Annotated in this window: 22 protein-coding genes; 8 read left to right on the top strand and 14 right to left on the bottom strand. The window is 43.8% G+C overall.

Features of this window, described 5'->3' with window-relative positions:
* Positions 1-82: 82 nt before the first annotated feature.
* Entirely contained in the window at positions 83-1,444 is a 1,362-nt protein-coding gene (locus ACEO2X_RS10055) for a PAS domain-containing protein (protein WP_371971968.1), read from the bottom strand.
* A 304-nt stretch (positions 1,445-1,748) separates the two neighbouring features.
* Between ACEO2X_RS10055 and ribA the strand changes: the two genes are divergently transcribed.
* The gene (gene ribA / locus ACEO2X_RS10060) at positions 1,749-2,351 is read left to right on the top strand and encodes a GTP cyclohydrolase II (RefSeq protein ID WP_004976959.1); all 603 of its coding nucleotides are present in this window, start codon (positions 1,749-1,751) and stop codon (positions 2,349-2,351) included.
* 74 nt (positions 2,352-2,425) lie between these two features.
* Here the strand turns inward: ribA and ACEO2X_RS10065 are convergent, their stop codons facing one another.
* The 3 genes from ACEO2X_RS10065 to trpB form a co-directional block, all read right to left on the bottom strand.
* Positions 2,426-3,655 (bottom strand): transposase, encoded by a 1,230-nt coding sequence (locus ACEO2X_RS10065; RefSeq protein ID WP_371971982.1) that lies wholly within the window; start codon positions 3,653-3,655, stop codon positions 2,426-2,428.
* 212 nt (positions 3,656-3,867) lie between these two features.
* Positions 3,868-4,653, bottom strand: coding sequence for a tryptophan synthase subunit alpha (trpA, locus tag ACEO2X_RS10070; protein ID WP_096901213.1), 786 nt, complete (start codon positions 4,651-4,653; stop codon positions 3,868-3,870).
* Entirely contained in the window at positions 4,650-5,861 is a 1,212-nt protein-coding gene (gene trpB / locus ACEO2X_RS10075; RefSeq protein WP_242770402.1) for a tryptophan synthase subunit beta, read from the bottom strand. The genes trpA and trpB overlap by 4 nt, the downstream gene beginning before the upstream one ends.
* Before the next feature lie 102 nt (positions 5,862-5,963).
* Here trpB and ACEO2X_RS10080 point away from each other — a divergent pair, with 102 nt between their 5' ends.
* The 4 genes from ACEO2X_RS10080 (at position 5,964) to ACEO2X_RS10095 (ending at position 8,716) form a co-directional block, all read left to right on the top strand.
* Complete coding sequence (locus ACEO2X_RS10080; RefSeq protein WP_180088377.1) at positions 5,964-6,845, top strand: LysR family transcriptional regulator; 882 nt, start codon at positions 5,964-5,966, stop codon at positions 6,843-6,845.
* Between the two features lie 118 nt (positions 6,846-6,963).
* On the top strand, positions 6,964-7,536 hold the full coding sequence (locus ACEO2X_RS10085; RefSeq protein ID WP_171065058.1) for a nuclear transport factor 2 family protein: 573 nt from the start codon (positions 6,964-6,966) through the stop codon (positions 7,534-7,536).
* On the top strand, positions 7,512-8,012 hold the full coding sequence (locus ACEO2X_RS10090) for a chalcone isomerase family protein (protein ID WP_005177287.1): 501 nt from the start codon (positions 7,512-7,514) through the stop codon (positions 8,010-8,012). The genes ACEO2X_RS10085 and ACEO2X_RS10090 overlap by 25 nt, the downstream gene beginning before the upstream one ends.
* An 11-nt stretch (positions 8,013-8,023) precedes the next feature.
* A complete protein-coding gene (locus ACEO2X_RS10095) occupies positions 8,024-8,716 on the top strand; it encodes a response regulator transcription factor (protein WP_111885226.1) in 693 nt (230 codons plus the stop codon).
* Here ACEO2X_RS10095 and ACEO2X_RS10100 read toward each other — a convergent pair.
* The 9 genes from ACEO2X_RS10100 to nudC form a co-directional block, all read right to left on the bottom strand.
* Positions 8,713-10,035, bottom strand: a complete 1,323-nt coding sequence (locus ACEO2X_RS10100; protein WP_371971971.1) for a sensor histidine kinase — start codon at positions 10,033-10,035, stop codon at positions 8,713-8,715. The genes ACEO2X_RS10095 and ACEO2X_RS10100 overlap by 4 nt on opposite strands.
* A 39-nt stretch (positions 10,036-10,074) precedes the next feature.
* Positions 10,075-11,124: a cyclopropane-fatty-acyl-phospholipid synthase family protein gene (locus tag ACEO2X_RS10105; RefSeq protein ID WP_371971984.1), complete on the bottom strand. Its 1,050-nt coding sequence runs from the start codon at positions 11,122-11,124 to the stop codon at positions 10,075-10,077.
* 8 nt (positions 11,125-11,132) lie between these two features.
* Positions 11,133-11,912: a DUF1295 domain-containing protein gene (locus tag ACEO2X_RS10110; RefSeq protein WP_371971972.1), complete on the bottom strand. Its 780-nt coding sequence runs from the start codon at positions 11,910-11,912 to the stop codon at positions 11,133-11,135.
* A gap of 25 nt (positions 11,913-11,937) precedes the next feature.
* Positions 11,938-13,134, bottom strand: a complete 1,197-nt coding sequence (locus tag ACEO2X_RS10115; RefSeq protein ID WP_371971973.1) for a class I SAM-dependent methyltransferase — start codon at positions 13,132-13,134, stop codon at positions 11,938-11,940.
* Positions 13,131-13,925: a DUF1365 domain-containing protein gene (locus ACEO2X_RS10120; protein WP_371971986.1), complete on the bottom strand. Its 795-nt coding sequence runs from the start codon at positions 13,923-13,925 to the stop codon at positions 13,131-13,133. The genes ACEO2X_RS10115 and ACEO2X_RS10120 overlap by 4 nt, the downstream gene beginning before the upstream one ends.
* Before the next feature lie 9 nt (positions 13,926-13,934).
* Positions 13,935-15,218 (bottom strand): NAD(P)/FAD-dependent oxidoreductase, encoded by a 1,284-nt coding sequence (locus ACEO2X_RS10125; protein ID WP_168417009.1) that lies wholly within the window; start codon positions 15,216-15,218, stop codon positions 13,935-13,937.
* On the bottom strand, positions 15,215-16,201 hold the full coding sequence (locus ACEO2X_RS10130) for an acyl-CoA desaturase (protein ID WP_325781123.1): 987 nt from the start codon (positions 16,199-16,201) through the stop codon (positions 15,215-15,217). The genes ACEO2X_RS10125 and ACEO2X_RS10130 overlap by 4 nt, the downstream gene beginning before the upstream one ends.
* A 138-nt stretch (positions 16,202-16,339) precedes the next feature.
* Positions 16,340-16,885, bottom strand: coding sequence for a lipocalin family protein (locus ACEO2X_RS10135; protein ID WP_371971975.1), 546 nt, complete (start codon positions 16,883-16,885; stop codon positions 16,340-16,342).
* A 100-nt stretch (positions 16,886-16,985) separates the two neighbouring features.
* On the bottom strand, positions 16,986-17,759 hold the full coding sequence (nudC, locus tag ACEO2X_RS10140) for an NAD(+) diphosphatase (protein ID WP_194558612.1): 774 nt from the start codon (positions 17,757-17,759) through the stop codon (positions 16,986-16,988).
* Positions 17,760-18,141: 382 nt separating this feature from the next.
* Here nudC and ACEO2X_RS10145 point away from each other — a divergent pair, with 382 nt between their 5' ends.
* Both ACEO2X_RS10145 and ACEO2X_RS10150 read left to right on the top strand, forming a co-directional pair.
* A complete protein-coding gene (locus ACEO2X_RS10145) occupies positions 18,142-19,665 on the top strand; it encodes a cryptochrome/photolyase family protein (RefSeq protein ID WP_371971977.1) in 1,524 nt (507 codons plus the stop codon).
* A gap of 36 nt (positions 19,666-19,701) precedes the next feature.
* On the top strand, positions 19,702-19,821 hold the full coding sequence (locus tag ACEO2X_RS10150) for a DUF2256 domain-containing protein (protein ID WP_253104840.1): 120 nt from the start codon (positions 19,702-19,704) through the stop codon (positions 19,819-19,821).
* Here the strand turns inward: ACEO2X_RS10150 and ACEO2X_RS10155 are convergent.
* The gene (locus ACEO2X_RS10155) at positions 19,818-20,072 is read right to left on the bottom strand and encodes a TIGR03643 family protein (RefSeq protein ID WP_371971979.1); all 255 of its coding nucleotides are present in this window, start codon (positions 20,070-20,072) and stop codon (positions 19,818-19,820) included. The genes ACEO2X_RS10150 and ACEO2X_RS10155 overlap by 4 nt on opposite strands.
* Before the next feature lie 209 nt (positions 20,073-20,281).
* Here ACEO2X_RS10155 and ACEO2X_RS10160 point away from each other — a divergent pair.
* Positions 20,282-20,570, top strand: a 289-nt coding sequence (locus tag ACEO2X_RS10160) for a transposase (RefSeq protein ID WP_371971980.1), incomplete at its 3' end; no start/stop codon positions are given.

Consider the following 20,570-nt stretch of genomic DNA (forward strand, 5'->3'; position numbering starts at 1 on the left):
AAGTTGGGTGTATTTCTTCATCGTGTGCTTTCCAATTGCGGGTTGAAAAAGTCTAATGATTCTATGAATACACCTAACTTTTTCAACTAACTACAAATGTGTTGCACTTGAGATTTGAATCTGCGTTGATAATCAACTCGCCTGTTTGAATATTAAAATGCCATGTGCCTATATTGTTAGCCTCTATTACGGCCTTAAGTAAATTCTGACTGTTCCTTATGAGCTCTTCATCCTGTTTCTCTTTTGTAATATCTGTTTCAATTGCAATATAGCCGCTCAAACTACCACTTTCACTAAACAGCGGGTTACAAGCTATTCTCACCCAGTAGGAATTTTGCGCTTTTGAATAATTTACAACATCAACATTAAAGCCGTTCTGTTGAGCAAGCGCATCTCTCATTATTGCAACAGTGGCAGGATCAGTGTCGGGCCCTTGTAATAACTCCCCAGGCTTTTTACCCTGCATTTCTTCAATGCTATATCCTGTAAGAAAGGAGAAGGCTTCATTAATCCATATAACTCGACCTTTGACATCAGTTATTACCACACCATTGGTTGTCTGCCTTGCAACTTCAGAAAGGCGTCTTATTTCTGACTGCGCTTCAACTTGTGCAGAGGTATTACGAATGACCACTAATACTTCATTATCATCAATCTTTTTGTATCGGGCTTCGAACGATTGATTTGACTTTTCAAACGTGTAGTTATGATGAATCACATCGTTGTTACAAAAGGCTTGCTTGAGGCACTCTACGAGTTGATGACCTAGCTCATTGGGTAGTATCTCATGAACGGTACGCCCCAAAATCGCTTGTTGAGGTTTAAGTAAGTCAGGATGCTCTTTGCAAACCAAAAAACGAAAGTTTCGGTCAATAACAAATACCATATCAGGCAGTGTTGCCAGTATTGAGGTTGTTTTTGCCATGCCTTTTAAAAACTGCTCTTGAAGTCGAGCTTGATCTTCTTTGGCAATTTCATACTCAACCATGTCTGCAAATTCGCGCAGTTCTTGCTGCTCTTTTGCTGAAAAGTCTCTGGCCACGGAGTCAATGAGACATAGAGTGCCGATGGGTTGCCCACTTGTCTCTCGCAGCGGTGCACCCGCATAAAAACGAATATGCGGCGCGTGGGTTACTAAAGGATTTGACGAAAAGCGCTCATCTTTTGTTGCATCTGAAACAATTAAAATATCCTCATGCAATATCGCATGGCCACAAAATGAGATATCACGGCCTGTTTCACAAGCGTCAAGACCCACTTTAGATTTAAACCATTGCCGGTCACTATCCACCAAAGAGATAAGGCATATTGGCACTTTAAATACAGACGCTGCTAATCTTGTAATGCGGTCAATGCGCTTCTCTGCTGGCGTATCCAGCAAATTAGTTCGCTGTAATGCAAGTAAACGAGCAGCTTCATCAACAGGGAATTCAGGTGCGTTCAAAACGTTACTCCAATAATTTGCTGCTTAATCGATTATTATCAATTGTACTGCAAGAATACACTGTTAAATGTTTTAGGCTTTCACTTGAAAGATTACCGCTTAAACCGTACTACGGTAACTAAATTTTTTTAGCTTGGTTAGTTATTTTGTCAACTTAATATTTCACAAAAAATTCACTATTAAATACATAATCTTTACTTGGAAGTAAAATGCTGAAATTTATGACTGAAAAAAATTAGCCAATGCTTTCAAGTTAGATTAAGTAAATTGTACCAAATATAAATTTATATAGGTGTATTCTTCAATGGCTATAGAGTTTGTTTCAAAATCAAAACTACCGACTGCATTTGGTGATTTTGAAATTATAGCGTTTCAAGACCAAAGTACTGGTGAAGAACATATCGCTCTTGCCAAAGGCATGGGTACTATTTCTAATCAACCTGTACTCGTTAGAATTCATTCAGAGTGCTTAACAGGTGACGCTTTTGGATCACTCAAATGTGATTGCGGCCCCCAATTACATTCAACCATGAAAATGATTAATGATGCAGGACAAGGTGTGATCTTATACTTGCGCCAAGAAGGTCGCGGCATAGGACTAACCAATAAAATTCGAGCTTACGCCCTTCAAGACCAAGGACATGATACTCTTGACGCCAATTTATTATTAAATTTACCAGCAGATGCTCGTAAATATGATATGTGTACCATTATGCTAGATTATTTAAAAATAAAGAATGTAAAACTCATTACAAATAATCCCCTTAAAATTAAATCTTTAACTGATTTAGGAATTAATGTTGTTGAACGTATTCCTTTAAAAGTTGGTTTAAATATCTTTAACAAAGCTTATCTTGAAACGAAGCAAAAACGCATGTCACATCTATATGATAATAGTGATTTTTAAAAAGCGATCACTTTTAGAAAAAAATTCACGTATAAAGTTCCTTCTCCCTCTCGGGCATAGGTATCTACACATCTTTAGGTACCTAGTGCAATGGTTGCGATTTCATTCAGTTCATCTATTGAATATTCTGAGAGCAGTTGAAGAGTATTTAGTAAAATCGAGAGTCCTGCCAATATGGCAGGCGCACTCTCTATCTTGCCTCTTTTCTGCTGTCTACCTGAAAGCCTAGTCAAAAATGCACGGACTTTCTGATTTTGCTCATCTGTACAACGCTGCACTCTCCACGTCAACACACAAGCCATACAACTGATCAGCAAACGCCTTAAAATCGCTTCTGGGGTAGTCTGAAGCCATGACTCAATATCATGACCTGCTTGCTTGAGAAGTTTGAAATAACATTCGATTGACCAACGCCAGTAATACCAAGTTGTCAATTCCACTGCGGTAATCTCGGTTGATACATTGCTGATCAATGACCATCTTGCAACTGTCTTTTCATTAATATCTTTAACCACCGCAATAATCAGTCTAGCCTCAATTGCAGCACCTTTCTGAGGAGCAACTCTTTGACCTAAAGAATCTTTTTTATTTGATTTTGCAGCACGGGTAAGCCGAACATTGGTTTCTCCAACATAAAGCATATGTTGATTACCCTTGTAAGAAATGGGTTTCACTTGCTGTATTTCGATACGTTCAGCAACTTCTCCAACTTTACATATTTCACCCTGATGCTCAATCCGATTGCCTTCCTTTGCTCGAATAAGCCATTGAAAACCATGACTGCTTAATTCCCTGAGATGAGCAATGGAATCTCCTTCACGATCAATAATATGTACGCAGGTTTTCTCAAGAGGAAACTGTTCAACTTTTTGTATTTGTTCAGAAAGGGAGTCTAAATGAGTTTTACGTTCGGTCTGTTGCTCATTAAATGTCGAATAGCAACCTGAAGCACTAGAAAGGGTTTGAGCTAATGGAGCAACAGGAAGTCCAGAAGCAGCATCAACAAGTAAGCTCGTTTGTAATTCATAGCCTGAGTCGTACTGATGTGTCCTTTGGAGTTTTTGAGTTTTATTACGATGTGTCACATATTGGATTTGTGACCAATCATGAATAACTAAAGCATAACGATGCAGCGATGTCTTAATCTGATCACAAGCAAGTTTTTGAATAGGTTCATTTAATTGTTTAAATGAGATTTTATCATTATTTAAAAACCGCCATACAGCTTGGGTCGTTGCGAAACTATTTTTTTGAGCAGAGGCAATATCTTTGATTGCAGGGGCAAGTGAAGCAAGAGGATTCATATTGAACTGAACAAGGTTGTTGTAACGTTTGACAAGGCGCTGATCTAAGCGAGAGATGTTAAAATTGAAGAGCATGCTCTTCAATTTAACGCAAAACATGGAAATTGTGTAGATACCTATGCCCTCTCGGGAGAAGACTAAGATAAAATACTGTTTTATATTTAATTATGTTTTTAAAGAATACGCAAATACCTATCAAAGAAGCTGGCTTATTATTTATTTTCTCTCAGGATTTGTGAAAAAACTGTGACTTTTTCTAAAGTTGCGTTCATTCCTTTATTAAAAAAAGTGTCTACGAGCGCTGAACCGATAACAATAAGATCTACTTTATTGGCTAAGGCTTTAACATGACTTTCATTTTTGATCCCAAAGCCAATTGCAACTGGGATATTAAAAATAGGCTTGATTTCAGCAATCTTTTTCTCAAGATTAGCCAAATTTAAGTCTCCTCCTGTTAAGCCATTTTCTGCAACATGATATAAAAATCCTGTCGCGCGTGCTGAAATTTGCTCTAACCTTTCAACTGGTGTCGTCGGCGCGGTCATTGCAATTAAATGCATATTTTTTTCATTTAACTGCACCTCAAATTTTTCTCGATATCCATATGAAGCATCTAAAATCAATATTCCATCTATAAGATTTTCTGTTTCGGCGATAAGTTTCTCAAAACCATATTGTATCATCGGATTTAAATAAGTCATGAAAATTATTGGTGTCTGGTCATCATGCAGCCTGATTACTTTTACCAACTCAATGGTCTGTTTTACCGTTTGACCTGCACCTAAAGCCCTAAGATGCGCTGCTTGAATGATTTCCCCATCTGCCACTGGATCAGAAAATGGAATGCCAACTTCAATAATGTCAGCCCCAGCTTGACCTAATTGGCTCAACAGACGACAACTTTCTGCGAAATTAGGATCTCCAGCAGTAAAATAACAGACCAGACCACTTCGATTTTCCAGTTTCAATTGCTCTAATTTTTGATCTAGACGGTTCATGCTGTAGCTCCTGCAAGATATTTTTTGACCGTGTTTAAGTCTTTGTCACCTCTGCCACTTAAATTGACAATAATGATCTGTTCTGGCTGCATTTCTTGAGCAAGTTGAATCGCATACGCAATTGCATGAGAACTCTCAAGCGCAGGAATAATACCCTCCTGTTGGCTTAAAAGCTGAAATGCATTTACGGCTTCTTGATCGGTTATAGCCGTATATGTCACACGTCCTGTTTCAAACAGAATGCCATGCTCAGGACCAATACCAGGATAATCTAAGCCGGCTGATATAGAGTGCCCCTCTAAAATCTGCCCATCTAAATCTTGTAATAAATAGGTTAAATTGCCATGTAGCACACCGACTTGACCTTTGCAAATAGAGGCGGCATGTTCACCAGTATGTGTTCCTTTTCCACCTGCCTCAACGCCAAACATTTTGACATTCAGGTCTTCTAGAAAGGGATGCATCAACCCTAATGCATTTGATCCACCACCAACGCAAGCAACCAAAGCATCCGGCAATTTATTTTCTTTGAGCAGTATTTGGTTTCTGGCTTCTAGACCAATAATTTTCTGAAATTCTCTGACCATCGTCGGATATGGATGAGGGCCTGCACCCGTACCCAACAGGTAATAGGTTGTATCCACATGATGAATCCAGTCACGTAATGCTTCGTTCATGGCATCTTTTAAAGTCGCACGACCCTTTTGAACACTTCTGACTTCAGCACCGAGTAATTTCATGCGCTCAACATTCATTTGTTGGCGCTGAATATCTGTTTCTCCCATAAAAATGGTACATTTCATCTTAAACAGCGCGCAAACCGTTGCTGTTGCAACACCATGTTGCCCAGCACCAGTTTCTGCAATGATTCTGGTTTTCCCCATAAATTTGGCTAATAAGATTTGGCCTACACAATTATTGATCTTATGCGCACCCGTATGGTTCAAATCTTCTCGCTTGAAATATATTCGAGCGCCGCCTGCATAAGCTGTTAGGTTTTTTGCATAAAAAAGAGGACTAGGACGACCAACAAAGTCCGTTAAAATCTGCTGATATTCAGCCCAAAATTCAGGTTTGTGCCGAACATTATTAAAGGCTTGCTCTAATTCTTGAAGTGCTGGCATTAAGCTCTCTGGCATGTAACATCCGCCAAATTTACCAAAAAATCCCAAGTCATCAGGACCATTACCTGTATAAGGAGTTGTCATCTCATATCTCTTTTACTATCAAAACTCGTTCGATCTTAAAATATTTTCATTTTGATGATAATTGATATATTTTGAGCTTATGGTGTTAGAAAATTTTACAACATGAAACGCAGAACATTACCTCCTCTTAATGCTTTAAAAGCTTTCGAAGCTGTCGCCAGAAATAAAAGTTTCAGCTTAGCTGCCGAAGAATTATGTGTCACCCATAGTGCGATTAGCCATCAAATAAAGCAGTTAGAAGAATGGTTGGATAAAAAATTGTTTATTCGACATTCCTCGACCATCTCTCTGACGGCGGATGCCGAAGAATTATCGCTCGTTTGTATGGAGCTTTTTAATCGTTTAGAACAATGCGTCTTTGAGTTAACAAATAAAACTTCAGAAGTAGAAGTTGTCATAGGCGCTTCTCATAGTTTTATGGCAAATTGGCTGATTCCTCGATTAGAAAAGCTCGAAGTCATTTATCCCAATATCCATATCAAATTAATGACATGTAATGACTTAAAATTGTTAGAAAAAGAGAAGGTTGACATATTGATCAATAGCGTCAGTGAGCATCATCTACTTCCCAACTTTTTGAATAAATATCTGTTATTTCCCGATAACATGGGTCCTATTTGTAATCGTGAAATAAATCTTCTTCATTCCGTAAATGATCTTTTAAACTATCCATTACTTCATACCCACTCAAATAAAAGTGCATGGCATACATGGTTTGATCAGTTTCAAATAAGCTTTTGCCCAAAATCCAATGACCGTTATTTTGATAGTCTGAATTTAATGATAGAAGCTGCCGTGTCTGGGTTAGGAATTGCCATAGCACCTCAAATTCTAGTAGAAAAAGAAATGTTAAATGGAAAGATCATTGCCCCTTTTAGTTTTATCTATTGTGACTATAATTTTTATGCAATGGTCAGAAAAAATAATGAAAATCATGATGTTATGAATATCATTAATTGGTTAATGGCCGAAGAAAAAAGTTAAACATTTAATCTTTGATTTGAAAAATTCTATTCAATTGCTCATCTATAACGTCTATTTCACATTCTATTCACGCTGTGCTGCCTAAGGTATAAACATACACTTCATACGGACACTGATGATGAGACTTGTAAAAACACTAATTGCTACAGCCTTATCCTTGCCGCTTCTGTTGTTAGCCGGATGTAAAAGTATTCCCAGTTATTCAGCCGATTACGCCCAATCCAGAAATGGTATTCAGGGGATAGCGCTGGATCAGGCTAAAGCTCAGGATATCGGCCTCCGCTTTACCTCAGCCTTTAATACCTTGGGCACACCTGAATTCGTTGAAAATGCTGGAGCACTGTATGCCGACCAGCTGTTTATTAACGATACGCTATCGCAATTTTCATCCCGTCAAAATCTACTCGAGCACTTTCAAGGCATGAACAAACGGGTCAGCAAGGTCAGCGTCAAGCTGTTAAACGCTTCTTATCATCAGGACTCTGCCTATGTGCACTGGCATATGGCCTATGATTTTAAATTGTTCGGCACGACCCGCAGTATGGACTCTTACGGTATCAGTGAAATCAAGATCAACGAAAACAACAAGATTATTTTCCAGCAGGATTTCTGGGACCCTGCGAATGGCCTGTACCGTTCCCTGCCTTATGTTGGAGGGGTCTACTCATGGCTACTGCCTTTCAAAAAATAGCGATTAGTACAGCGTTAGTGATGGGATGTAGCTTCTGTCCATGGGCACAGGCACAAAGCCTGAATCAATGCGGCAATGGTCCGCTGATGGTGGGTCAAAAACAGGTCGGTATGGCCAGTTATTTTGCCCAAAACTGTAGCCAGTCCTGGGAAAAACAAAATATACAGATGGACTTTTCCTATACACAGAATATTCCGGAATGGGCATTTAAGCGTGCGGCCACACATTTACTGAAACGTAATGTTAAAGACGCAAAAATACATGCTCTATTCAACCCAATCACCGATTTGTATCGTCCGGTCAGATCAGGCGACCTCTACCGTTTAAAATACAACCATGCTACACAGACCCTGAGCTTATCTTTGAACCAGCAAAGTTTAGGGCAGCTTAAACATCCTCTGGCACAACAATATTTTAATATATGGCTGGGTCCCCAGCCATTTAGTGCTAAATTAAAACAGCAATTATTAAATTAGTGTCTGCCGCTATGTCGAAACATTTTATCCTGATGGTTGAAGACCATTATGAACTGGCCTCTACCCTATGCGAGTTTCTGGAAGAACATGGCTTTGTGGTCGATCATGCCCGCAATCTGAGTGCTGCTAGACAATTACTGAAACAGCAACGCTACCATATCTTGCTACTAGACATTAATTTGCCTGATGGTTCTGGTTATGAATTGTGCGAGTGGTTACGCAATGAAGAAGGGTTGGACTTACCTGTCTTGATGCTTACCGCTCGGGATACCTTGGATGATAAACTCAAAGGCTTCAATTCCGGCACGGATGATTATCTGGTCAAGCCCTTTGACTTTAACGAGCTGGTGGTTCGGGTCAAGGCCCTGATCAAACGTTCTCTGGGTGAAGTATCTAGCAGTCGTCTGCAAATTCATGACCTAATTTTGGACCCAGCAACACAGCAGCTAACTCGAGCTGGGCAGAACATTGAATTGCCTCCTATTCAGTTTAAACTTTTGAAGCTACTGATGCGTCACTCTCCTAAAGTACTGACCAAACAGGAAATTATGATGGAGCTTTGGGGTGACGAAGAGCCAGAAAGTGATGCTCTGCGCAGTCATATCTATAATTTACGCAAAATGGTCGATAAACCCTTTGAACAAAAGCTGATTCACACCATATCCGGGATTGGTTTAAAGATTGCTTTCGAAGATGAAGCCTAATTTAGGTACACAACGACAATCAGTCCAGTGGTCATTGCCAGGTCAACATTCTGATGAGTGCCAAGATAATATTGCCTGTCAAACAGCTCCACACGCCAACCTAGCTGTTTGCATAGCTTTTGCACCAATTGCAATCCAATGCCATGCCCTTTGATTTCCAGTTGTAGCTGCTGGCCAGACAGTTCCTGAACCTTAGAATTGTTAGGTAAAGGCATGCCGACCCCATTGTCAGCAATCAGCACTTTATTTTTTTCCAGAATCACATCAATTTCTGTGCCCTGTGAATAGTTCAGCGCATTGCGCAGAATATTACCAAACACCATTTTGGTCATGGATGGGAAAAGTTTACGCGGCTGTTCATCGAGGTCTTTTTGCAGGTCAATCTGCATGCCTTTGTTATGACTGACACTCTCTAGATCCTGCACCAGATTGTCCAGACATTCTGAAAGCATGGTCGGTTCAGCAGTTAAAGTATTGGTGGTATTGCGGGCAATGGCCAGCAAGGTATCGACCAGCAGCTGCATGTCTTCAATGGTGTTATGCAGGCGGGTAAAGGACTTGTTGTCGCCATAGCGTGCCTGACACAGCTGCACATTGCCTTTTAAAATGGTCAGTGGCGTGCGCAGCTCATGGCTAACATCTCCGGTAAATTCACGCTCACGCTGAATAAATTCGCTTAATACCTGATGATATTTTTCCAGCGCCTGCTTGAGGTATTCAGCTTCCAGATTGGAGTCGGTGCGGATGTCCTGAAAAGGCGAAGCCTGATTTTTCTGATGTTCCCAGTCGATATGTTCCAGCGCATTGGCCAACCGGGTAATCGGGGAAAAATAACGTCGGGCCCGACGGTTCCACCACCACAATACGCTATATAGCACAAACAGGCTGACCATCAGCGGTGCCAGACCAAACAGCCAGACCAGCTTGTTGACGTTGCTTTCGCCAAACACCAGCAGCACATGCTGTCCGTCTTTTTCACCATACACGGTCATGCGCTCCTTGCCATCGACAAAATGCCGGTTCACCCCTTGCTCAAGCTGCATGTGGCGAAATTGGACTGGCGGCACATCGCTCCAGCGGTAACCATACAGGTTTTTGGTGTCGGGCAGTTCAGCAGCCGGATTACGTTCCAGCCGCTGCCAGTAGTGTGACATTTCCTGTTCTAGCGCAGTTCTGAGCAGGGAACCCTTGATTACCCAAGCACTACAGCCAATCCCGATCACCACAGACAGGGCAATGAATCCGATTTGCAGCCAGTAATAGCGGTTAAACACCTCACCCAGAGGATGATCGTGTTTGTCCCTGAACAGCTTTAACATTGGTGCATTCCCCGCTGGTCCATCCGATCCGCCATTCAATTATACGGTTTTCTTTTTAAACAGAAAGTGACCGATCACCCACTCGCGTCCATGCTCATAACCGAACAGCTCGGCACAGGCCATAAAGAAAATCCGCCAGCGTTGCCACCAGATTGCGGCATCCGCGCCATAAGTTTTTTCAAACAAGGGCTTTAGCTCGGCCTGTTTAGCATCCATATTTTCTAGCCAAGCATTTGCGGTACGTTCATACTGCGTACCCGCCCATTGCCAGTGCTGCTCTAATTGCAAATGCTGCTGAAAATGTAGAAAAGTCGACGCTGCCGGCATCAGTCCGCCACTAAAGAAATATCTCGACATCCAGTCGAATTCATTTTTCACTTCAAACGGATAATGCAGGAAACGGTGACAGAAAATATGACACCACAATAAGCCATTTGGTTTGAGCCAAATACTGATATTTTCAAATAGTTTTTGATAGTTACGCACGTGCTCAAACATCTCCACTGACACCACACGATCAAAAGAGGCAGGTTCAAGTTGCAACACATTGACATCACAAGTGATCACCGTCAGGTTATCCAGTTTTTTTAAACGGGCTTGTTCCTGAATATACTCGCGCTGCGTTGAAGAATTTGACACGACTGTAATACGGGCCCTTGGATAACGCTCGGCCATATATAGACTTAAAGAACCCCAACCGCAGCCAATTTCCAAAATATCCTGCCCGTCTTTCAGTTGTGCTCGCTGGCAATAGCATGCAAGAGCAGCTTCTTCGGCTTGGTCTAGCGTTGTATCGGCATGTTCAAAGAGACTCGCGCTATATTTCAAACGCTTACCGAGTACTGCCTGAAAAAATGCGGTCGGCAGTTCATAATGCTGTTCATTGGCTTTGTCTGTCTCAATGGCAATTTCGCTGTTTTTCAGCATGGTCAGCACATCCATATAGCGCTGCGCTGCCAATGCGGGGTTAAACCGACCTTCTTGTGCCAAACGTTTTTTGCTTAAAGTACGAATGCCTGCACGAATCACTGGGTCTGGCACCTTGCCATTTTCGATCAGTTCTAAGGTTTTTTTAATCATAAAGTCCATGTATTTACCTACTCTTTGGGTGGCCACGGAATAAACATTGAAGTTCGTCGTTGATAGTCTTTATAGTTGTCGCCACGGTGGGCGAGCGCCTGTTTTTCACTAAAGGGAATACCTGTAAAGTAGTACAAGAATAGCCACATCAGCAGTGGATATATCCATAATTCATAGCATCCTGCTGCCAAACCGAGCACTGGATAGGCAAACCAATGCAGCCATTCAAAAAAATAATTCGGATGGCGCGAATATTTCCACAAGCCCTGATCCATGGTTTTACCTTGATTCTGTGGATCTAGCTTAAAACGGTAAAGTTGCTGATCGGCAGTGCTTTCACCTATCAAAGCCAAGAGCATGATCATACCCGCCCCAATCACAGTGACCAAAGTCCAGTCATTCCATTGCTCGGTCGAGATACTTAACAACTTCAGCATTGGGTAGGAAAACAGTAGCGCCAAACCTGCCTGAAATATAAAAAACACCAGAAAACCAAGATGCTGATAATCCCCCATCGCTCGGCGCATGTTGGCATAACGCGTGTCTTCTTGGGTTTCATTGGCATAGCGCCGTAACAGATGCCAAGTCAGCCGTGAAAACCAGATTCCACTCGCCAGTCCCAGAAATAAGCGAACCAACATCGGTGCACTGTCAATTGCCCAAGCGGCAATAATCACATTGAGGGCAATACTGAAACTCCAAGCGACATCGACCAGCCCTGCTCTGCGGTTATAGGTCACCAGCAGCCAGCTACAGAGCATGATAAAGACATTCAGCATCAGTAAATTCAGCAGCATTTCGTCCCTCCTGTTTTATCTTGGCTTAGTAGGCACTGGCTTCGAACAGCAGATGTACATCACTGATCACGCCTTCGCGGAAGCCACCTTCGCAATAACACAGATAAAAATCCCACATGCGGATAAAACGCTCATCAAAGCCAAGCCCAAGTACCTGATCATGCTGCTGCAAGAAACGCTGACGCCAGCAGTGCAAGGTCTGGGCATAGCTCTGGCCGATATCTTCCAAATGTTTGAGTCGCAGTTTTTGTTCGGAAGCGGTCTGGGTCATGACACTGATACAGGGAATAAAACTGCCCGGGAAAATATAGCGCTTGATAAAGTCCACGGTATTCAGGGCTTTGGCATAGCGTGCATCTTCAATGGTGATGGCCTGAATCAGGGCCAGACCATTCGGCTTGAGGAGCTCGCGGCATTTTCGGAAATAAGTTGGTAAATACTGCTCACCTACGGCCTCGATCATTTCAATCGACACCAGCTTGTCGTATTTGCCTTCCAGTAAGCGGTAATCTTTCAGCTGCACAGTCACACGATGTGACAATCCTGCTGCAGCGACCCGGGCCACGGCTTCATCATACTGTGCTCTGGAAATGGTGATGGTGGTGACCTTGCAGCCATACTGCTGCGCGGCATAAATGGCAAAACCGCCCCAGCCGCTACCAATTTCGACCAAATGATCCATCGGTTTGAGTTGCAGTTTCTGGCAGATCAGCTCTTTTTTATAATCCGAAGCCTGTTCCAGGGTCATGCCCAGCTCTTTAAACACAGCACTTGAATACATCATGCTGTAATCCAGGAACAGCTTGAAAAAGTCATTGCTCAGGTCATAATGCTCGGCAATATTTTTGCGGCTGCCATCAATCGAATTCTTGCGCGATTTATACCAGACCTTTAACAGTAACTGGCTGGCTTTGGCCACAGCATTCTGATTCATCTGGTCCAGCACATCGCGGTTACGTGCCAAAATGCGGATCACATCGACCAGATCTTCACTGCTCCAGTAGCCACGGATAAAACCTTCGGCAGCACCCAGTACACCATTACGGAACAGCAGATCCATCAGACGAACATCATGCACCTGTATCACCGCCTGTAAATCGCTATTTTCCCCGACAGCCCCGTTCCAGACGCCTTTAAAAATCAGCTGACCATGGCGTAATTTCAGCAGGTGGCGCAGTACCACCGGCAGTGTGCTTTGCTCTCCCATGAATAGTGTCTTCATCGCAATGTGTTTCCTTTTTCTTTTTTAGGATGTCGGTAAAATGGAACTTTCTTTTTCCATAAACGAAAGGCGTGCAGATAAATTCCGCTGACCATCCTGAAGGGTTCAAGAACTTTCAGTACAGCATAGCGATGCTGCTGTGAAGGAACCGTGATGGCCTGCAAGGAAAATTTCAGGGTGGCATCGAATTGCAAGATTCCCTGTTCAAACAGCTGCATATAAATCACGTTCTGCCGATCCGAAAAGCTGAAGCGCCAGCGATAATCCAGCCCCATCGGCATGAACGGCGACACATGAAAGGCCTTTTTAAAGTCAAACTGGTGACTCTGGTACGGCGCATATTCGTCTGCATTGTTCCGGCAGTCGTGAATGTAGACCTGTCGTTCATTCCACGGTGTGTTGGTGATTTCACTCAACACAAAGAGCAACTGGTCGGTGGCACCAAAGACCAGATAAAATACTACGGAATTGAAACGGAAACCCAGTGTGCGCGGTAAAGCCAGCACCCGGATAGACGCGGCATGCGGTAATAGATAGTTTTCCCGCTTGATGAGCAAACGTGAGACCTTCTGCCGAATCGAACCATATTCCATGGTCAGAAAATCCCGCTCATCTAGGGTCAAGAAATTCCAGCGGCTGGAAGACCAGAGCCAGGATTTACCGGTAAAGGTCGCGAGCTGATCCGGATCAAACCATAGATAGGTTAGCTGGGTCTCAAAAGCATGGGCTTTGGGCAAATAACGTCGGTGCCGGATTTCGGCAGAGGCAATCGCCAGTGGATACATCTGCATCATGTGCTCCTAGGCGGCCTGTTCGGCCTGTTTCAATAGCTGATCGACTACCCATGATGCGCTACGCGCCCCATCCTCATGAAAGCCCCAGCCCCAGTAAGCACCACAGTATGAAGTGCGGTTTTGGCCGTTGACCTCGACCCAGCGTTGCTGTGCTTCAATCGCCGGGGCATCAAACACTGGATGACGGTAATGTCGTTCTACCCAGACTTTTTTCGGATTCAGGGCAAAATTAGGATTCAGGGTGGCAAAGACTTGGGTTTTGCAGTTCAGGTTCTGCAACTGGTTCATCCAGTAGCTAAAGCCATAATGTGTGCCACTGTGCTGGAATGGCGTCTGTTCAGTGGCCTGAGTCGGCGTGACGTGTACATGCCAGCTGGCCCACTGGCGACGGGATTTGGGCATGATAGAGGTATCGGAATGTACCACCATGCGGTTATCCTGATAGCGGAACTTGCCTAGCACGTCCAGCTCCTGCGCGGTCGGGTCTTTCAGCAGTTCCAGGCTGTCATCGGCGTGGCTGGCGAAAATCACCCAGTCAAAACGCTCGCTACCTTGTTGGGTTTCAATCAGTACATCATTGGCGCTGCGAGACACCTGATGCACAGCAGTTTTACGGAAGGTGATATTGCACTGGGCTTGAATGGCACGAACGTAGCGAGCTGATCCACCCTTGACCGTCAGCCATAAAGGACGGTCTTTGAGCTGCAACATGCGATGATGCTGGAAAAAGCTCACCACAAATTTATAGGGAATCTGTCCGGCCTGTTCCACCGGACAGGACCACAGCGCTCCACACATCGGATAGAGATGTTCATGACGGAAGGCATCGCTATAACCATGGTGATTTAAATACTCATCAATACTGAGCTGTGCATCGACCTGTTCCACATCCAGATCTTTATTGGCCGCATAGAAACGGAACAGATCCGACAACATCGCGCGAAAATCTGCATTAAAAAAGTTTTGAGGTCGGAACAATAACGAGAATTTTTTTGAAGGATTGTACTGTAAGCCACTGACCTGATTATTCACCGAAAAGCCCATGTCACTGCTTTGCGATTGAATCCCAAGTTCTTTTAGCATGGCGCAGAACAGCGGATAGTTATGCTCGTTAAACACAATAAAGCCACTGTCCACCGCAACCTGTTCACCATCGATATTCAGCTGATGGGTATCGGTATGACCACCAAAGTAGTTCTTCTTTTCAAATACTGTGACTTCATGCGCTTTGCTGAGTTTCCAGGCAGCGTACAGACCGGAAATACCTGAACCAATAATTGCAATTTTCATGGCGATTCCTTTGAATGAATAGTCGGAGTGCCGGTCTTGGCAGCTTTTTTCTGTTTTCGAGCCCGGGCAATTTTACTGACATCATAGACCCGTGGCGGAATCGGCTTGAGTCCCCAGACCAGCCCGAACAAAGACATGAGTTTCAGCAGGTAATAGGTCACATCAATCTGCCACCAGTAAAAACCCTGCCGTGTACTGCCGGCATAATAATGGTGATTGTTGTGCCAGCCTTCGCCCAAGGTAATGATTGACAAGAATAAGTTGTTGCGGCTGTGATCTTCAGTGTCAAAATCCCGGCTGCCATAATGATGCGCCAATGAGTTAATACACAAAGTGGCATGGAGCAGCAACACAGTGGAGACCACAAACCCCCAGACCAGCAATTGCAGGCCGGAGGTACCGAGTTGCGGCCAGGTCATAGCCAGCCACTCCCCTAGCGCATAAATCCCGCCCGCGGTCAGCAGCACCACAATTAAACTGAAACGGTCCAGCCAGATCAGTTCCGGATATTTCAGCCAATCTCTAATGACTTCTTTACGCGTGGCAAAGTTATATTCGTTTAAAAACCAGCCAACGTGGCTGTACCAAAAACCATGCGTGGAGGAATGCGGGTCTTGCAAGGTATCGGTATAGCGATGGTGATAACGGTGATGTGCCGCCCACCAGAGCGGGCCACGCTGCGCACTCATGGTACCCATCAACACAAACAGGAACTGTACCGGACGCGAAGTCTGAAAAGTTTTATGTGACAGATAACGATGAAAAAAAGCGGTGATGGAAAACATGCGGATCAGGTAGAACAGCAGCATAAAGCCAATCGCAAACCACGACACTCCCACCCAGAACACGGCGAGACAGGCTAGATGTAATAGAATAAAGGGTAAAATCCTCAGCCACTGAATCTTGCTGTTTTCAGCCGTCAGTGTTTCGGGCGCTGTGGGTGTAGACCAGCTGTCTATCCATCGCATCAGACTTTTCAACATGGACTCATCCTATTTTCAAGCGATTGTCTTTATTCTATTTGATGAGTGTAATCAGTCAGATATGAATTTTATGTGAAATGAAATAAAAAAAGCCGAACTGTGTAGAGAGAGTGGTCAGTTCGGCAAAAGGTTAACAGATTAATGCGACAATTTGATCAGTTTTGTGATGTCATAACCATAATATTTTGCTGTCTCCAGATAAGACTTATAGATGGCTTCATCCAGTTGCGGTTCACGCGATAAAATCCACAGGTATTTGGTACTCGGTCCACCGACCAGTGCCACTTTATATTCCGGATCCACGCGTAATACCCAGTAATGCCCTCTGGTAAACGGAATCCATCTTAAACCTGGCGGCAAAAAGCTGACCTTTAGTTTGCTGTTGCCCTGATTTTGCGAATACGCAACACCTTCAGAGCTAATTATCTCACCATTGGCAGTTCGGCAGCTATTCAATACGCTGATAGTTTGATCGGCATTGACGCTATATTGTGCCGTGATATTAGCTATACATTTACGTTGAAAATACATCGGTAAATGCGCAATTTCATACCATTTACCAGCATACTTCTGGATATCTACCCGATCAACTGCCTGAGGCAAAGCAGTTTCTGCTTGAGTCGTTGTAAAGCTGATGATAGACAGTGCTATCGCTGCAAAAGCAGACTTAAATCGCATCTTCATTTTTTAGCCTTGTTAGATCTCAGGATTAAGATAACCCAAGTCGATGTGAACAAAGTGTGAAGACAAAATGATGCGATAAAGCCCTAGACTGTTTTCTGGGTTAAAGCCATTCTTTGCTGTCATCTGCTACAGGCGTTCCATGCATCACATGCTGAATCATTGCATAAGCAATACTGCCCTTGAAGGGAATCTCTGGTAACTGATTAAACTTAAAAAATTGCGCATCGCTGAGCTCATCTTCCTGAATCTGAATCTCACCCGAGTGATACTCTGCCCTGAAAGCCATCATCAGGTTACTAGGAAACGGCCACGGCTGGCTAGCCAGATATTGAATATTCTTGATCTGCAGCCCAACTTCTTCCATCGTCTCACGGCGTACTGCCTCCTCCAAGGTTTCGCCCACTTCAACAAATCCAGCAATTAGGCTATACATCTGGGTTTTATTGCGGGCATTTTTTGCCAACAGAATTTCATCTTCGCCGCGGGTGATGATAGTAATCACACAAGGATTCACCCGTGGATACTGGTTATAACCGCAAGAGAGACAGACCATGGCATACTGGCTGGCATGCTGCTGGGTAGCATGGCCACATTTGCTACAGAAGCGATGGTTACGACGCCACTCCAGTAATTGCACAGCACGGCTAGCCTGTTCAAACTGCGAACTGCTCCAGACCTGCACCAGTTGCCGGATCGGGACCAGTTGATAACCGTCGGGTACTGATTCATTTTCTTTTAGATCCCGTGCAATGACTTGGCCATTTTCCGACAGATCCAAGTCGTGCTGCAGTTTTTCTACCTGCGGCAACTGAAAATGCTCATCCACCAGTAATTGCTGCTGTCTAAAAATATACGCTTTTGAATGCATACTCATGACATCCACTGATTAAAAAAATCCCATACATGGGGGTGTATGGGACAAAACTAAGGAAGCTTACATAGAGTAACTTCTCTTTAGATACTAAGCGCACGCTGCCTGAATTACAACCATAATAATTTGTATCTTTTTGATTAAAATCACATAATTTTCACAACAATTATGTCTTCAGGAATAATGCGAAGCGAATTTCATCAACTGGATGTAGCATTATAGAGATGAACACTCTGTTATTGTAGCAATCATGATTCATGTGCAATGTCAGCAGATCATCTGGTCGGGTTGAATTTACTGAACATGCGGACTGATCTGTGTTTTCACAAAAAATTGAACTGTCTGGCTTTACACTAGACTATCTTTGATCGGGTCTGGAAGGGCTATGCGTTTCGGTTTAATTTTAGGTGACCAGCTTCATCATCAGCTCGCTACGCTTAAAGCGCTGGACCGTACCCGGGATGTGATCCTGATGGCCGAAGTGGTTGAGGAAGCGACTTATGTCGCCCATCATCCGCAGAAAATTGCCCTGATTTTTAGCGCAATGCGGCATTTTGCCAAAGAGCTCAAAGCGGAAGGCTGGCGTGTACGTTACCATGCTTTTCAGTACGGCAGTCCGATTCGTAGCCTGCTGGATTTCGTACAGGCACAGCAACTGCTGTTCCCCGTCACAGAATTGGTAATGACCCGATGCGGGGAATACCGCCTGCAGCAGCAGATTGAAAAGCACTGGAGCCAGCAGCTGCAACTGCCGGTACAGTGTCTGGATGACGATCGTTTTTTCTGTAGCCCGGAGCAGTTCCGGCACTGGGCCAGCCGCTACCAGACGTTGCGCATGGAATATTTTTACCGGGAAATGCGTAAACAGACCGGTTATTTGATGCAGAGACAGCAGCCGCTTGGACAACAGTGGAACTATGACAGCGCCAATCGCAAGGCATGGTCAGGCACTCCACCATTGCCTCCAACACTTCATTTTGAACGCGATCAGATTGATCTGGATGTAATGCAAATGGTTGAGCGCGAGTTTCCGCTTCACGCTGGCAGCCTTGACAACTTCCGCTGGGCCACCACACGTAGCAATGCTCTGCTTGCACTGGAGCATTTCATTACCCACAGTTTGCCGCATTTTGGAGATTATCAGGATGCCATGGTTCAGGGTGCAGACATGCTGTTTCACAGCCTGCTCTCGCCTTATCTAAATTGTGGTCTGTTACTGCCCAAAGAAGTTTGTGATGCGGCAGAAGCTGCCTACCATGAAGGTCATGCACCACTGAATGCAGTGGAAGGTTTTATCAGGCAGATCCTCGGCTGGCGCGAATATGTCCGCGGAGTTTACTGGCTGTACATGCCGGAGTATGCCAGCAGCAATGCGCTGCAGTACTCAACCCCTTTGCCACAATTTTACTGGACTAGACGTACTCGGATGAACTGTATGGCTGAGTGTTTCCGTAATACTTTTCAGCATGCCTATGCACATCATATTCAGCGTTTGATGGTGACTGGAAATTTTGCCTTATTAACTGGTGTAGACCCGCAGCAGATCAGCGAGTGGTATCTGGCAGTCTATGCCGATGCCTATGCATGGGTAGAACTACCGAACACCTTGGGCATGGTAATGCATGCCGATGGCGGCTTGATGGCCAGCAAACCCTATGCCGCTTCAGGCAATTATATCCATAAGATGTCGGATTACTGCAAGCACTGTAGCTACAATGTCAAAACCCGTACCGAACCGGACAGCTGTCCTTTCAACAGCCTGTACTGGTATTTCATGATTAGGAATGAGGAGATATTCCGTACTCATCCACGTATGGGCATGATCTATCGACAGCTGGACAAGCTTAAAGATCGGCCGCAGATCATCAGCCATGCCCAGCAACTTCTTAGCCAGATTGATGAGTTATAAACCATGAAAAAACAGCATCTTCCTGAAAAAATCTGTATGTACTGTTTGCGTCCTTTTACTTGGCGCAAAAAATGGCAACGCTGCTGGGAGGAAGTCAGATACTGTTCTGAACGATGTAAACGTGAGTCCAGACAGCGGTCAAAATCAAACGCTTAGAAACGCTTGTATTGCCGTGAACAATAGGCCCGTATCACGTCGGGGGAACGCAGTTGCAGATGTTTAGTTTTTCGGCCGGTGACGCGTTCACGCCACATTTTAAAACTCGATGCTTTCATATTTTGCCGCATCAAGCGGATCACCGCCGCTTCATTTAAACCATACTCACATAAAATAGCTTCAAAAGGAGTTCGATCTTCCCAAGCCATTTCTATAATTCTGGATAAGTCTTTTTCAGAAAATTGATTCATACCATTCTCGTTTTTAATCATCATGAAGCGTCAATAAGCTTTATCGACTTTAATCTGACTAAAAGAATAACAATATAATCATGAATTTTTTGTGATCTTTATCTAGTTTACGGCCTCAGCACGAATAAAAGGGCTAGTTAAACTGGCCCTTTTAAATCTTGAACCGTACCGGGTTTGTCGGAGACCAAGCTTTCTGAGAGAATGTCCCGATGAAAAAAGTAAAATATACCCCTGAAATCAGAGAAAGAGCGGTTCAATTATTGATTGAATCCGAGAAAGATTATCCATCGAATTGGGCTGCGATCACCGCTATTGCTCCCAAGATAGGTTGTACTCCTGAAACTCTACGTGTTTGGTATCAAAAATATTTAGATAAACAAAACCCAATTAAAGTACAGCAACTTTCAGATCAAGAACGTATTAAACAACTCGAACGTGAAAATAAAGAACTGCAACGTGCTAACGAAATTCTACGTAAAGCAGCCGCTTTTTTCGCCC

The organism is Acinetobacter sp. AL9 (assembly GCF_041464035.1).
GTDB classification, from domain to species: domain Bacteria; phylum Pseudomonadota; class Gammaproteobacteria; order Pseudomonadales; family Moraxellaceae; genus Acinetobacter; species Acinetobacter towneri.